At 50.0% G+C, this 13,816-nt stretch carries 12 protein-coding genes; 6 read left to right on the forward strand and 6 right to left on the reverse strand.

The window, feature by feature from the left end; genetic code table 11:
- Positions 1–8: 8 nt before the first annotated feature.
- The 6 genes from BBP27_RS10420 to BBP27_RS10445 all read right to left on the reverse strand — a co-directional run bounded on the left by BBP27_RS10420 (position 9) and on the right by BBP27_RS10445 (position 7,908).
- A complete protein-coding gene (locus BBP27_RS10420; protein ID WP_036492804.1) occupies positions 9–1,316 on the reverse strand; it encodes a nucleotide sugar dehydrogenase in 1,308 nt (435 codons plus the stop codon).
- 549 nt (positions 1,317–1,865) lie between these two features.
- Positions 1,866–2,969 (reverse strand): bifunctional diaminohydroxyphosphoribosylaminopyrimidine deaminase/5-amino-6-(5-phosphoribosylamino)uracil reductase RibD, encoded by a 1,104-nt coding sequence (ribD, locus tag BBP27_RS10425; RefSeq protein ID WP_188211931.1) that lies wholly within the window; start codon positions 2,967–2,969, stop codon positions 1,866–1,868.
- A gap of 14 nt (positions 2,970–2,983) precedes the next feature.
- Positions 2,984–3,436: a transcriptional regulator NrdR gene (gene nrdR, locus BBP27_RS10430; RefSeq protein WP_003748978.1), complete on the reverse strand. Its 453-nt coding sequence runs from the start codon at positions 3,434–3,436 to the stop codon at positions 2,984–2,986.
- Between the two features lie 200 nt (positions 3,437–3,636).
- On the reverse strand, positions 3,637–4,479 hold the full coding sequence (locus BBP27_RS10435) for a class II glutamine amidotransferase (RefSeq protein WP_188211926.1): 843 nt from the start codon (positions 4,477–4,479) through the stop codon (positions 3,637–3,639).
- A gap of 135 nt (positions 4,480–4,614) precedes the next feature.
- On the reverse strand, positions 4,615–5,451 hold the full coding sequence (locus BBP27_RS10440) for a PHP domain-containing protein (RefSeq protein WP_188211925.1): 837 nt from the start codon (positions 5,449–5,451) through the stop codon (positions 4,615–4,617).
- Positions 5,452–5,511: 60 nt separating this feature from the next.
- On the reverse strand, positions 5,512–7,908 hold the full coding sequence (locus tag BBP27_RS10445; RefSeq protein WP_188211924.1) for a penicillin-binding protein 1A: 2,397 nt from the start codon (positions 7,906–7,908) through the stop codon (positions 5,512–5,514).
- Between the two features lie 152 nt (positions 7,909–8,060).
- On the opposite strand from BBP27_RS10445, the gene pilM reads away from it, so the two are divergent.
- The 6 genes from pilM (at position 8,061) to BBP27_RS10475 (ending at position 13,805) form a co-directional block, all read left to right on the forward strand.
- Positions 8,061–9,152, forward strand: coding sequence for a type IV pilus assembly protein PilM (pilM, locus tag BBP27_RS10450; protein WP_070850270.1), 1,092 nt, complete (start codon positions 8,061–8,063; stop codon positions 9,150–9,152).
- A gap of 4 nt (positions 9,153–9,156) precedes the next feature.
- Complete coding sequence (locus BBP27_RS10455; RefSeq protein WP_036492821.1) at positions 9,157–9,780, forward strand: PilN domain-containing protein; 624 nt, start codon at positions 9,157–9,159, stop codon at positions 9,778–9,780.
- Entirely contained in the window at positions 9,780–10,451 is a 672-nt protein-coding gene (locus BBP27_RS10460) for a type IV pilus inner membrane component PilO (protein ID WP_049347905.1), read from the forward strand. The genes BBP27_RS10455 and BBP27_RS10460 overlap by 1 nt, the downstream gene beginning before the upstream one ends.
- A 15-nt stretch (positions 10,452–10,466) precedes the next feature.
- Positions 10,467–11,009: a pilus assembly protein PilP gene (locus BBP27_RS10465; protein ID WP_049347906.1), complete on the forward strand. Its 543-nt coding sequence runs from the start codon at positions 10,467–10,469 to the stop codon at positions 11,007–11,009.
- Positions 11,010–11,029: 20 nt separating this feature from the next.
- Positions 11,030–13,162, forward strand: a complete 2,133-nt coding sequence (locus BBP27_RS10470; protein ID WP_188211923.1) for a type IV pilus secretin PilQ — start codon at positions 11,030–11,032, stop codon at positions 13,160–13,162.
- Between the two features lie 130 nt (positions 13,163–13,292).
- Positions 13,293–13,805 carry a shikimate kinase gene (locus BBP27_RS10475; RefSeq protein WP_283255489.1) on the forward strand — a complete coding sequence of 171 codons (513 nt, stop codon included), beginning with the start codon at positions 13,293–13,295 and terminating at the stop codon, positions 13,803–13,805.
- The last annotated feature ends 11 nt before the right edge of the window (positions 13,806–13,816 follow it).

The raw sequence follows: 13,816 nt of genomic DNA on the forward strand, positions 1-13,816 counted from the left end.
AAGCAAGATTATGCTTTGATGACTTTAGGATTTTTCACTGGGAATTTGCCACGCGTATCGACAATCAGTTTGGCATGTTCGGTAATCATGTCATAGTCGAATTTGTCGTGATCGGTGGTCAGAACCACGCAGTCGTATTGGGCGACAGTTTCAGGGGTCAGCGCTTCACTCTTCAAGTCGAAGTAGTGGTGGCCTGGGATGTGTGGGAACTCTGGAACGTGCGGGTCGGAGTAGGAAACCACTGCGCCCAGTTTGTGCAGGCGGTCCATCACTTCCACAGACGGGCTTTCACGCATATCGTCCACGTTTTTCTTGTAGGCGATACCCAATACCAAGATTTTGCTGTCTTTGATGGAACGGTTGTGGTCGTTCAAAGCCAGGCCGACTTTTTCGATAACGTAGTCGGGCATATGGGAGTTCACTTCGCCTGCCAGCTCGATGAAGCGGGTGTTTACGCCGTATTCGCGGGCTTTCCAAGTCAGGTAGAACGGGTCGATAGGGATACAGTGGCCGCCCAAGCCGGGGCCCGGGTAATAAGCAACGAAGCCGAACGGTTTGGTTGCGGCGGCATTGATGACTTCGTGAATGTCGATGCCCATTTTGTCGGCAACGATTTTCATCTCGTTTACCAGGCCGATATTTACGGCGCGGTGGATGTTTTCCAGAAGTTTGGTCAGCTCGGCCGCTTTGGTGGAGCTTACCGGAACAACTTTATCGATGGCAGGTTGGTACAGTGCCAGGCCGACTTCCAAACAAGCAGGGGTATGGCCGCCGATGACTTTGGGGATGGTACGGGTTTCGAAGTTAGGGTTACCCGGGTCTTCGCGCTCGGGAGAGTAAACCAAGAACACGTCTTGACCGACTTTCAAGCCGCCTTCTTCCATGCGCGGCAGCAATTCTTCTTCGGTAGTACCGGGGTAGGTGGTGGATTCCAAAGACAGCACTTGACCGGCGCGCAGGTAAGGTTTGACCGCGTCGGTAGTGTCGATAACGAAGCTCATGTCCGGCTCGCGGTATTTGTTCAGCGGAGTCGGTACGCACAAAATCACGGCTTCTACTTCGCCGATGCGGGAGAAGTCGGTGGTGGCTTCAAACAGGCTGTTTGAAGCGGCGGCAATTTTGTCGGAAGGAATATGCTCGATGTAGCTTTCGCCTTTGTTGAGCTTGTCGACTTTGGTTTTGTCGATGTCGAAACCCAAAACTTGGTAACCGATGTCCACATAGCGCAGCATCAGTGGTAAACCAACGTAGCCTAAGCCGACGATGCCGATTTTTGCGGTCTTATCGGCAAATTTTTGTATCGTAATGTTTTTCATGATGTCTTTCGTGTAATGAATGAGTAAATCGGGAGTGTTTGCCCGATGCCTGAGTTGTTTGCTGCTGCCGTATCGTGTGAAGCCTCAAAACCGTACTTATAATCCCAGCAGACGAAATCATAAGCATTTATCAGATTCGTCTCAATCAAAAAAGTTTAACGGTCGTTCAGACGACCTCTGAGGTATGGAAACGGTATTTTCGAATATTTAATTTTAAAAGGTTTTATGCAACTACATGTTTTAATTTTGGATATTTTCCTGTCAAATGCTTAGTTCATGAAATCAAGCTGTCGGTTATGCCGTTTAAAACCCTTCTAGAATAAAAACTTTTAATAAATTTTCTCGGCTTAACTTATTTTAAAAGTTTATTATTTCGTGAAGAAAAAGAATTTTGTTGACAATCAGGTTAATTATAATGAGCCTAAGTCAAAGTTTTAAATTAAAATACGCTATAGTCATTATAATAGATTGATGAATAAATCACATTTATTGCTATATAAACAATAGAATAACTCTATTGAAAATAATTAAATTATTTATGACAAGCAATCAAACGGATTTTTTCTGTAGAACCCATTTAATGTCCTGCCCGATGATTTCTACCGATTGATTGTGCCAGGGGCCGTCTGAAAGTAGGGCGGCCGGATTTTCAGGGAGGGAGAAAAGAGGTTTGCCTGCGCCCAATAGTTTCGGCGCTTGGTAGAGGACGATTTCATCCACCAAGTCATCCTTCAGGAAGGCTGAGGCAAGTGTTGAGCCGGCTTCTACCAGAACTTCGCCAAGGCCAAGTTCTGCCAGTTGCGGCATGAGGGAAGGGAGATTGATGCGGCCGTTGATGTGTTCAGACGGCCTGATGATGCGGATATGTTCAAATGCACTTAGAGCCTGCAAACGTTGTTCGTCTGAGGAAAGGGTAATGATAACGGTCGGGCTGTCGGTATCGGTCACGAGGTGGCAGTCCAAAGGGATTTGCAGTCGGCTGTCCAAGACGATACGCGCAGGTTGGCGCAGGGTGGGGAAGCTGCGGACGTTGAGCTTCGGGTTGTCGGCAAGTACGGTACCGATACCGGTCAAAACGGCGCAACTTTCGGCGCGGAGAATTTGTACGTCTTCGCGCGCCGCTTCGCCGGTGATCCAAAAGCTGCGGCCGTCTGAAAGGGCGGTTTTACCGTCCAAACTGGCGGCGCATTTGAGGCGGATAAACGGTCTGCCGCGTTCGATACGCGACAGAAAGCCACGGTTGAGCTCGCGCGCCTGCGCTTCCAGCAAACCACTTTCGGTACGGATTCCGGCGGCTTCCAGCATGGACAAACCTTTGCCTGCGACCAACGGGTTAGGGTCGGTCATGGCGGCGACCACGCGCGCTACGCCGGAATGAATCAGCGCTTCGGCGCATGGCGGCGTGCGGCCGTGATGGCTGCAAGGCTCCAGCGTGACATAGGCTGTTGCGCCTTTTGCCGCCGTTCCGGCCTGCCTCAAGGCGTGAACTTCAGCGTGCGGCTCGCCTGCTTTGACGTGGAAACCTTGTCCGACGATTTGTGTGCCGTGTGCAATCACGCAACCGACGCGGGGATTGGGGGAAGTAGAAAACCGCCCAAGTTTGGCCAGCTCGAGGGCGGTTTGCATCATTTGAGTATCAAGTGCGGAAAACATGGTTTCAGACGGCCTTATTTGGCTTTGCATTCGGCGATGACTTGGGTGAATTCGGAAACGTCTTTAAAGCTTTTATAGACGGACGCGAAACGGACATAGGCGACTTGGTCGATTTTGGCCAGCTCCTCCATCGCCATTTCGCCGACGATGCGCGAAGCGACTTCTTTTTTGCCCAAACGGTAGAGGCGCTGCTCGATCAGGGCAACGGTTTCGTCGATTTGTTCTTGCGTGACAGGGCGTTTGTGCAGCGCGCGCTCAAGGCTGGTCTGCAGTTTGTGCGGATTAAAGGGAACCCGTGTGCCGTTGGATTTGATGACTTGCGGCATCCGCATTTCAACGGTTTCAAAAGTGCTGAAGCGTTGTCCGCATTCCAAGCATTTGCGGCGGCGACGGATGCTGTTGGTGTCTTCCAGCCATCGCGAGTCGGTTACTTGAGTGTTGGGGTGTTGGCAAAACGGGCACTTCATCGGGTTTCCTTGTCATACGCTCGGCAAGGTCGCTAAGCAATTGAATTTATTGTTTGTGAACTATTATTGTAGCGGATTGCGTTATTTTCGTATAGTAAAGGCTTTTGCGTAGAATTTGGGTATAAAAAGGCCGTCTGAAAGGGCAACTTTGGCGAAGTCGGGCTTTTCAGACGGCCTTGTGTTTTTCAGTCAATCAAACGTCAAACCGATACGCCGACGGCACGGGCGATTTCCAAACCTTCTTCCGCGCTCATGTAGACCGGATTGTTGGGGCGGTCGCTGAGGACAATGTCGCCGTCTTGAAACATCACCAATTCATTGACTGCCAATTGCGACCAGGTTTCGTCGCGGGTCAGGGGCAGGGTGGCGATGACGGAGACTTTATCGTTCGGGGTGGTTACTTCTGAAAAATCGACCATGACATCATCGTCCAGCAAACGTGCTTTGCCAAACGGGGCTTTGCGCACGATGTAGTGAAGCAAAGTACTGGCATGGGCAAACAGGCAGTCGCCGTTGGACATGACGAAGTTGAACAAGCCGTAGCGGCGGATTTCATGGGTCAGGCCGGCAATGGCATCAAACAAAACTTCAGGTTCGGGCTTGGTGGCAAAGCGGCTGCGCAGGCGGTTGAGAATAAAGCAGAACGCGCGTTCGGAATCGGTTGAGCCGACGGCATGGTAGTACTCGCCCTGCTCGGGGAAAAAATCAATCAAATGGCCGTTGTGGGCAAACAGCCAATATTCGCCCCACATCTCGCGCATGAAGGGATGAGTGTTCGCCAATGAGGTCTGGCCTTGTGAGGCCTTGCGGATATGGGCGATAACGTTTTCAGATTTGATTTGGTAGGCGCGTACCAAGTCGGCAACGGGCGAGTTGGCGCTGGGTTTGTCGTCGTGAAACAAGCGCACGCCTTTGCCTTCGAAAAAGCCGATACCGAAGCCGTCGGCGTGGTGGTCGGTAATGCCGCCGCGACGGCGGAAGCCTTCAAAAGAAAACATGATGTCTGTGGGAGTGTTGCAATTCATGCCGAGCAGTTGGCACATGGTGTTAACCTTTATTTTTGGGGTATTTATAGGGTTATTATGGTGTATCGGGCAGGCAGTTTCAATATGTAGAGTGTGATATGTTTATAACTGTCTCATACTTGGCGGGCCGTCTGAAAAATTGCTGTCAAAAATTCAGACAGCCTTAAAGTGTTCCCAGACCGGGCGGCATTGTTCGGGTAAGTCGGGGCAGGCGCCGAGTATGCCGCCGCTGAAGTCGTTGGGGCGGTGGAAATCGCTGCCTGCGCTGGCGAGAAAGTCGAAGCGGTCGGCAAGCAGGGCATAGTTGAGGCGGTCGTTTTTGCAGCAGTTGCCGCTGTGTACTTCAATCCCCGCGCCGCCGAGATTTTTAAATTCTTGAAACAGGTTTCGTTTGGCGGTGGCGGATAATTCATAGCGCATCGGGTGGGCAATAATGGCCATGCCGCCCGCGCCTGTAATCGCGGCTACGCAGTCTTCCAGTGTGGCCCATTCATGTCTGACGGAACAGGATTTGCCGTCACCCAGGTATTTGGTAAACGCCTGCTGTTTGTTTTTGACATGACCTTCGCGGATGAGAAATTCGGCAATGTGGGTGCGGCTGGCCATTTCTTTGTTGGCGGCCAATGCCAGTGCGCCTTCATACGCGCCTGTGATGCCTTTTTTCTCCAGTTTGGCCGCAATGGCTTCCAATCGTTTCAGACGGCCTTTGCGGACTTCGGCAAGCAGGTTTTGCAGGGTTTCGTTGTGTTCGTCAAAGTCCAAGCCGACAACGTGGATGGTGCGGCCGCGCCAAGTGACAGATATTTCCACGCCGTTGACGAAGGGGAGGCCGAGGGTATCGGCTTCGGCGCGAGCTTCGGCCAGTCCGCCGGTATGGTCGTGGTCGGTCAGGGCGAGTAGGGTGCAACCGTTTTGACGGGCGAGTCGGACGACTTCGGTTGGGGAGAGCATGCCGTCTGAAACGGTCGAATGGCAGTGTAAATCAATCATGGTTTTGCTTTGAATTTTCTCAAAAAAGGCCGTCTGAACGTTTCAGACGGCCTTGATTTGTTAGAACAGAGAGTCCAGTTGTTGTTTGTTATTGTTGCCGGTATTGCTTGGCAGAACTGGGGTTTCGTCTAATTCTTCACGGGCTGGTGCATTGCCGCTCTCGGTGCGGCGGCGGTTTTCATTCGGAACCGCGCGACGGGCAGGTTGAGCGGGGCGCGGTGCAACGCCGCTGTTGTCCAAGGCCAGGTCGGAGCTGGTGGTCATGCGTTCGCGCATATACACTTCACCGCCGTTCGAAACCACGCCCTCAGGTGCTTTCATCGGTTTGACGCTGGTGCCTTTCAGGGCGAAGCGCATGTATTCTACCCATACCGGTACGGCGATTGTACCACCGTAACCTGCACGACCCATGCTGCGCGGTTTGTCAAAGCCGATATAGACGGCAGTCACAACGCTAGGGTTGAAGCCGACAAACCATGCGTCTTTGTTGTCGTTGGTGGTACCGGTTTTGCCGGCGATGTCAGAGCGGCCGAGTGCGGCTGCACCGCGTGCGGTACCAACACGGACAACGTCCTGCATGATTTTGTACATGATGTAGGCGTTGCGCGGGTCAATGGCCTGAGGCGCGTTCTCACCGGCTACCAAAGGCTGCATTTGCGCTCTCAGACGGCCTTGGCTGTCGTAGATTTTGTCGATGACGTGTGCGGACACTTTGTAACCGCCGTTGGCAAAGACGCTGTAACCTTCTGCAATACGCAACGGCGTGGTTTCGCCTGTACCCAAAGCCATAGACAGGCTGGCAGGAATTTCAGACGGCTTGAAGCCGAAGCGTTGGATGTATTGTTGTGCGTAACCGATACCGATAGACATCAGGATACGGATGGACACCATGTTTTTCGAAGCGGTCAAAGCCTGGCGCAGCGTGATGTAACCGGAATAGCGGCCGTCTGAATTTTTCGGGTTCCACGCTTTGCCGTTTGCACCTTTGCCTGGCAGGGAAATCGGCGCATCGTTAATCATGGTGGAAGCAGTCATGCCTTTTGCCAAAGCGGCGGAATAAACGAACGGTTTGAACGTCGAGCCGGGTTGGCGCATGGCTTGAGTTGCGCGGTTGAAGGTTTTGCTGTGATAGTCGTAGCCGCCGACCAATGCGCGGACTGCGCCGGTTTTCGCATCTAAAGACACCAATGCGCCTTGCAGCAAAGGCTCTTGAACGACGGTAAAGGTATCGCCGCTGCCTTTAACGCGGATGACGGAGCCGCGGCGGATGCGGTCTTCGCCCATTTTTTCGTTGTTGACGGCACGGGCGGCAAAGCCTAAAGCGTGGCTGTTCAGCGTGACTTTACGGCCGCTCGGCAACTGAATCTGTACACCTTTGCGGGAGGCTTCCAATACAACCGCCGGAATCATTTTATCGACGGTGTAAAGTGTAGAAAGGTATTGGCTGACGGTTTCTTCTACGTTGTCGCTTTTGCTCAGGTCGATGTAGTTTTCTGCGCCGCGGTAGCTACTGCCGCGGTCAAAATTGCGCAGGACTTTGCGCAGGGCTTCGGTGGCTACGCGCTGGTGTGCAGTGTCGACGGTGGTGTATACCTTAAAGCCTTGAGTGTAGGCATCTTCGCCGTATTTCTCAAACAGCTCTTGACGCACCATTTCGGCAACGTACAGGGCGCTTTGATCGATGTTTTGTACAAAACGCTCGTAATGCAACTCTTCTTTCAAAGCCTGATCGCGTTGCTGCAGGGTAATCATGCCTTCTTCCAGCATATTGTTCAGAATATAAGCCTGACGCAGTTTGGCACGCTCAGGGTTCACAATCGGATTGTAGGCGGAAGGGGCTTTGGGCAAGCCGGCCAACATGGCGGCTTCGGCCAATGTTAACTCGTTAACATTTTTGTTGAAATAAATTTGGGCGGCAGATGCGAAACCATAAGCGCGTTGACCCAAATAGATTTGGTTGAAGTACAGCTCCAAAATCTTGTCTTTGCTCAAAGACTGCTCGATTTTGTAGGCCAACAGAGCTTCGTTGAATTTACGGGTGAACGAACGCTCGCTGCTCAGGTAGAAGTTTTTGGCAACCTGTTGCGTAATCGTACTGGCACCGGATTGGACGCCGCCGGCCATGACGTTGCCGATCGCGGCGCGCGCCACACCCCAAACGTCCACGCCCCAGTGGTCGTAGAAGCGTTTGTCTTCGGCGGCAATCACGGCATTTTTCAAAACTTTGGGAAAGTCACCGATTTTGGTGAATTCACGCCGTTGCTCGCCGTAAACGCCAATTACTTGGCCGTCTGAAGAATAAATCGTCAGCGGCATTTTGGGTTTGTAGTGTTGTAAAGTGTCCAAAGACGGCAGCTTCGGATAGGTGACCAAAATTGCAATTGCAAGCAGCCCTACACCGAAAAGAGCCAGTCCCAATAAGAGACCCAGGCAGGTCGTTATAATCTTTTTAATCATGACTAAGTAATAATTTGCCATTAATGGCGATAAATAAAGTAAAATGGGAAACGATTTCTATCAGCCACAGTCAATACTGTGCAAAGAATAAGAAGTCCTTTACGGATAACGAAACAGTTACTCACTCCTAAATGATACAGGGAAGTCAAATCATGCGCTTATTTAAAAGCACGAAAGATACCAAAACAGGCAAGGCTTCTAGCGGATTGAACAACCGCTCTGCCATCGGCGTCGACATCAGCCAACATGCCATTAAGATGGTACAACTGACAGGCCGTAGTTTAAACCAAATTCAGCTGGAAAAATACGTTATTACCAAATTGCCTAAAAATATTGTCAAAGGCAACAAAATTCAAGACTACGATCAGCTTGCTACCTACATCCAGCATACTTACGCACAATTACGCAGTTCTTGCAAAAATATTGTTGCGGCCGTGCCACAAAACTTGGCGACAGTCGAACAAATTATTTACAACCCGCGTGATACCGATTTGGACTTGGAAGAGTTTGTCGAAGCGGAAGTCGGCCAATTTGCGCCGATTGAAGAAATGAACTACGACTTTCAAGCCGAAGAAGTCGGTTCGGGTCAGCATGTTTTAGCGGTTGCCGCCAAAAAAGACGATGTCGAGCCGCGCATTGAAATGTTCGAGAATGCGGGCCTGCCTTTGTCTGCTTTGGATTTGGACTTGCTGGCGCAACGCAATGCCTTCGTCTATTGGATGAATACGCATGCCCCCGAGATGGCAGAGGAAAAAGTTGCCGTGTTCGGCATTCATGCGACGCAAATGTATGCCCTGATCCTGCAAAACGGCCGTATTCTTTACAAACAAGAAACGCCAGTTAGCACTGAGCAGCTCAATCAGCTGATTCAGCGTACTTATCAGGTAACGGAAGAAAAAGCCGCGCAAATGATGGCTTCTCAAAACAAGCCTTCCGACTACCAATCTCAGATTGCCGACCGTTTTAACGTACAGGTTGCACAAGAAGTTCAGCGTGTTTTGCAATTTTACTATACCACGCAAGCCACTGATTCCTTCTCCAATATCAAACACATTCTGCTGACCGGCTTTACCGCGCAGCAGGCAGGTTTGGCGGAAAGCATTTTCTCGCAAACCAATACGGCAACAGAATATCTGCATCCGATTTCATATGTGGAACGCAGTGCAAAAGTAGAATTGCCGCAGCTTCAAATTGATGCGCCGTCACTGACCTTGGCGTTCGGATTGGCATTAAGGGGACTTTGAGAACATGATTGAATTAACCAGAATCAACCTTCTCCCGTATCGGGAAGAGATTAAACAGCGCAAGCAGCAGCAATTCAAAGTATTGATGCTTGGCGCTTTTGCTGTGGGTTTGGGCTTGGCGGCCGCAACTTATCTCGGCATTGACAACGCCATCAGCAATCAAGAAGGGCGCAACAACTTCCTGCAAACCGAAATCGACAGACTCGATAGGGAATTAGGCGAAATCGATAAACTTCAGCAAGAAAAAGAAGCCTTCTTGGCTAAAAAGCTGAAAGTGGAAGAATTGCAGGAAAAACGCTATCAAGCGGCCTATATCCTTGATTCTTTGAATACGCTTACGCCCGATAATACTTATTTGACCGCGTTGGAAGCCGAAAGCCCGACCAGCTATAAAATCAGCGGCCATGCCATCAGCGACAATAAAATTGCTGTTATGATGCGCTCCCTGCCGAGTACAGGTATTTTCTTGCAGCCTGAATTGTTGAGCATTAAAAAAGTAGATAATTACCAAGAATTTACTTTGAAATCTTCAATCAACCAGGTGAATACGCCGGCTCCTGCACCGACTGCCCAAAGCAGCGGTGAAATGGCCGAACCTGTGGCCGAACCTGCTCCGGAGGCTCAATAATGGCATCTAAAAACCTAAAACAATTGGACGTACAAAACCTGTACCTGCTCAATATGCCTTCAAAACTTTTGCTGGCAGGTTTATTGATTGTCGGTATGTTGGCTTTGGGCTATGTCGGCGTCTTTAAAGATCAGATTGAAACCTTGAATACGCAGGAAGCCAAAGAAGATGAGCTGAAGGAAACTTTTACGCGTAAAAGCATTCAGGCGGCAAGTTTAAACAATTTGAAGGCTGAATTGGCTTCGATTCGTTCTGCATTCGACGTTTTGTTGAAACAATTGCCGACTGACGCGGAAATTCCGAACCTGATTCAAGAATTGCATCAGGCAGGTTCGACCAACGGCTTGCGTTTGGACAGCGTTGCACCACTCCAACCTGAAAATGATGGCCCGATTCAAAAACTGCCGTATCAGATTTCCATCACAGGCAAATACGCTCAGATCAGCCAATTTACCCGTGACGTAGGCGATTTGTCGCGCATTATTACGTTGGATTCTTTGAAGCTCGTCAACGCAGGCGAGGATAAAGAAGGCAAAGGCAATAAAGGCGAATTGACACTGAGCGCGATTGCGACAACTTACAAAGCCCGTCCTGCTGAAGAGATTGCCGCTGAATTGGCTGCGCAACAGGCGCAGGAAGAAGGCAAACCTGCCGAGAATGAGCAAAAATAAAAGAATAGGGAAATCATGAAAAAAATCATCTTACTCTTAAGTCTTCTTCCCTTGGCAGCCTGCACGCAAAGCTATGAAGATTTGACTCAATGGATGACGCAAACCCGTCAGGAAGCGAAATCCAAGATTATTCCGTTTGAAGAGCCGACGGTTACATTGCCCAAGCCGTATAATCCTCCAAATTTTAAAGGCTTGAATGCGTTTGATTCACGCCGTTTGGATACTGCCCCTAAAGGCGGTAATGCGCCGGATGTAAACCGTCCGAAAGAAACCTTGGAAGCCTTCAGTCTGGAAAACATGGCTTTTGTCGGAACGCTTCAAAGCGGTGGTAAAGTTTCTGGATTTATCAAAGTCAACGACCATGTTTATACCGTTTATCCCGGAAATTACATCGGTCAGAATTACGGCAGAATCCAAAGTATTACCGAAGATAAAATTATCCTGACCGAGCAAGTTGAAGACAGCTACGGCAACTGGGTGTACCGGAAGGCCGAATTGCCGTTGAGCAGTAAAGAGGCAGATTCTTCCGATAGCTCAGATAGTTCGAATTCAAATTAATTTAGGGGTCTCACTCGATTATGAAAACCAAGCACATGACAAAATTATTTGCCGGCTTCAGCGTTGCCCTCGCTGTTCAGACGGCCTTTGCAGGCAATATTACCGATATCAACGTTTCCACTTTGCCTGACAACCAAAAAATCATCAAAATCCGTTTCGACAAAGACGTCACCACACCTCATGGTTTTGTAACATCTACTCCGGCGCGTATTGCATTGGATTTTGCCAACACCAATATCCGTTTGCCCCAGCCTGTTTTGGAATATGCCGACCCCTTGCTGAATCAAATTACTGCGGCGCAAAACAACGACCGCGCACGCGTGGTGTTGGGTTTGAACAAAATCAGCCAATACAATACTGAAATTCGCGGCAACGAAGTTTGGGTATTCGTAAACGAATCTACTGACCAAACCAATGTGGCCGTTGTAAATGAACGTGCGGCTACACCGTCTACCGCGCGCGCTACTCAGGCTTATCAAGCCGTTTCGGCCGCCAATATCGATTTCCGCAAAGGCGCACGCAATTCCGGCATTATTGAACTGTCTGCCCCGGGTTTCAGCGGACAGCCGGACATTAAACAGCAACGCGACCGCGTGGTTGTAACCTTGAAAAACCATACGCTGCCGACACAAGCGCAACGCAGTTTGGATGTGGCCGACTTCAATACGCCTGTACAAAACGTTACGCTCAAACGTATCGGCAATTCTACCCAGCTCATTATCCGCAACAATAATGCGAATTGGGACATCAATACCAAAGCCTCTTCCGGCCGTTTTGTATTTGAAGTATCGCCTAAAGCCGCCAATACCGAATCCGGCGGCTTGAACCAAAATGTGAATAAATCGTTTAAAGGCCGTAAAATTTCCTTGGACTTCCAAGATGTAGAAGTCCGTACCATTTTGCAGATTTTGGCGAAAGAGTCCGGCGTGAATATTGTTGCCAGCGATACCGTTAAAGGTACCATGACTTTGTCCCTGAAAGATGTACCTTGGGATCAGGCATTGGACTTGGTCATGCAGGCGCGCAATTTGGATATGCGCCGTCAAGGCAACATCATCAATATCGCCCCCCGCGATGAATTGTTGGCAAAAGACAAAGCCTTCTTGCAGGCTGAAAAAGAGATTGCCGAATTGGGTCCGCTGTATTCTCAAACCTTCCAGTTGAAATACAAAAACGTGGAAGAATTCCGCAAAATTTTGCGTTTGGAGGAATACGACAGCAATAATTCCAATACCCGCAACACTCTGCTGAGCAACCGAGGCAGCGCCTTAATCGATCCGGCCACCAATACGCTGATCGTAACCGACAACCGCGGCGTGATTGAGAAATTCCGCAAACTGATTGATGAATTGGACGTTCCGACCCGTCAAGTGATGGTTGAAGCGCGCATTGTCGAAGCAGAAGATACCTTCTTCCGCAATTTGGGCGTTAAATTCGGTTCCGGTGGCGCGAGCGGCCGTACGGCATGGGGCAGCAACTGGAGCAATGCGCAAGCCAACCATAACACCAATGCTTCGTTTAACCGTGGTGATGTCGGCTATCCTACTTGGTCTTTAGATCCGAACGTCAGCCTGCCGACCGCAGCTGCAGTCAACAGCATTGCGCTGGTGCGTGCGTTCTCGTCCGGCGCATTGGGTTTGGAAATCAGCGCGTCTGAAGAACAAGGTAAGAGCAAAACCATTTCCAATCCGCGCGTGCTGACACAAGACCGTAAAGAAGCCAAAATTGAATCCGGTACGGAAATCCCTTACCAAGAAGCATCTTCCAGCGGTGCGACTTCGATTACCTTCAAGAAAGCCGTTTTGGGCTTGACCGTAACGCCGAACATTACGCCTGACGGTCAAATCATCATGACTGTGAAGATTAATCGCGATACCCCGATCGACTGTACCGTAGATTCTCTGACAACCAAGTGTATCAACACCAAGCACTTGAATACCCAAGCCATGGTTGAAGATGGCGGTACGCTGATTGTCGGCGGTATTTACGAAGAAGAAAGCACCAATGCAGTGAACAAAGTCCCTGTTTTGGGCGATATTCCCGTTGTCGGCAATTTGTTCAAATCACGCGGCAAGCGTGAAAACCGCCGTGAGCTGTTGATTTTCATCACGCCGCGCATTATGGATAATGTGGGTAACAATCTGCGTTATTGATTTTAAAATGACAAACAGGCATATCTGCAAAGGTATGCCTGTTTTCGTTTTCAGACGGCCTTTCGTTTCAGGCCGTCTGAAAAACCACGAACTTTTCCAAGAAACCGCCATATCGTATAAAATGACCCTCATGGAAAAAATCAACGGCAATTTAATTTTAATCGGGCTGATGGGCGCGGGCAAAACCACTTTGGGCAAGCAGCTTGCCCAAATGTTTGAATGCCCGTTTTACGACAGCGACTACGAAATCTGCACTTCATCGGGCGTATCCATTCCGACTATTTTTGAGATGGAAGGGGAAGAAGGCTTCCGCAACCGCGAAACCAATATGCTGAAGAAGCTCGCTTCCCGGCGCAACATCGTTTTATCGACCGGTGGCGGCGCCGTGTTGCGTAGTGAAAACAGACAGATTCTGCGTCAAAACGGCACGGTTGTTTATCTGCATGCCAGTCCTGAAACCTTGCTGGAGCGTACCCGTTACGACAGCAACCGGCCGCTGTTGCAAGTTGCCGACCCTTTGGCCAAACTGCAAGAGCTGTATGACCAACGCGATACGCTGTACCGCCAAACCGCCCATCTCGTCATCGAATCCGACAGCTGCCACAAAACGCTCAAACGCCTGATACAGGCTTTAGGCGAATAAGTACGCTTTGC

Source organism: Neisseria sp. RH3002v2g, assembly GCF_014596425.2.
GTDB lineage: Bacteria > Pseudomonadota > Gammaproteobacteria > Burkholderiales > Neisseriaceae > Neisseria.

Bases quoted from the DNA above. Each gene is read 5' to 3' on its own strand.
- BBP27_RS10420 (WP_036492804.1), bottom strand. From the start codon at position 1,316: ATGAAAAACATTACGATACAAAAATTTGCCGATAAGACCGCAAAAATC.
- ribD (WP_188211931.1), bottom strand. From the start codon at position 2,969: ATGTTTTCCGCACTTGATACTCAAATGATGCAAACCGCCCTCGAGCTG.
- nrdR (WP_003748978.1), bottom strand. From the start codon at position 3,436: ATGAAGTGCCCGTTTTGCCAACACCCCAACACTCAAGTAACCGACTCG.
- BBP27_RS10435 (WP_188211926.1), bottom strand. From the start codon at position 4,479: ATGTGCCAACTGCTCGGCATGAATTGCAACACTCCCACAGACATCATG.
- BBP27_RS10440 (WP_188211925.1), bottom strand. From the start codon at position 5,451: ATGATTGATTTACACTGCCATTCGACCGTTTCAGACGGCATGCTCTCC.
- BBP27_RS10445 (WP_188211924.1), bottom strand. From the start codon at position 7,908: ATGATTAAAAAGATTATAACGACCTGCCTGGGTCTCTTATTGGGACTG.
- pilM (WP_070850270.1), top strand. From the start codon at position 8,061: ATGCGCTTATTTAAAAGCACGAAAGATACCAAAACAGGCAAGGCTTCT.
- BBP27_RS10455 (WP_036492821.1), top strand. From the start codon at position 9,157: ATGATTGAATTAACCAGAATCAACCTTCTCCCGTATCGGGAAGAGATT.
- BBP27_RS10460 (WP_049347905.1), top strand. From the start codon at position 9,780: ATGGCATCTAAAAACCTAAAACAATTGGACGTACAAAACCTGTACCTG.
- BBP27_RS10465 (WP_049347906.1), top strand. From the start codon at position 10,467: ATGAAAAAAATCATCTTACTCTTAAGTCTTCTTCCCTTGGCAGCCTGC.
- BBP27_RS10470 (WP_188211923.1), top strand. From the start codon at position 11,030: ATGAAAACCAAGCACATGACAAAATTATTTGCCGGCTTCAGCGTTGCC.
- BBP27_RS10475 (WP_283255489.1), top strand. From the start codon at position 13,293: ATGGAAAAAATCAACGGCAATTTAATTTTAATCGGGCTGATGGGCGCG.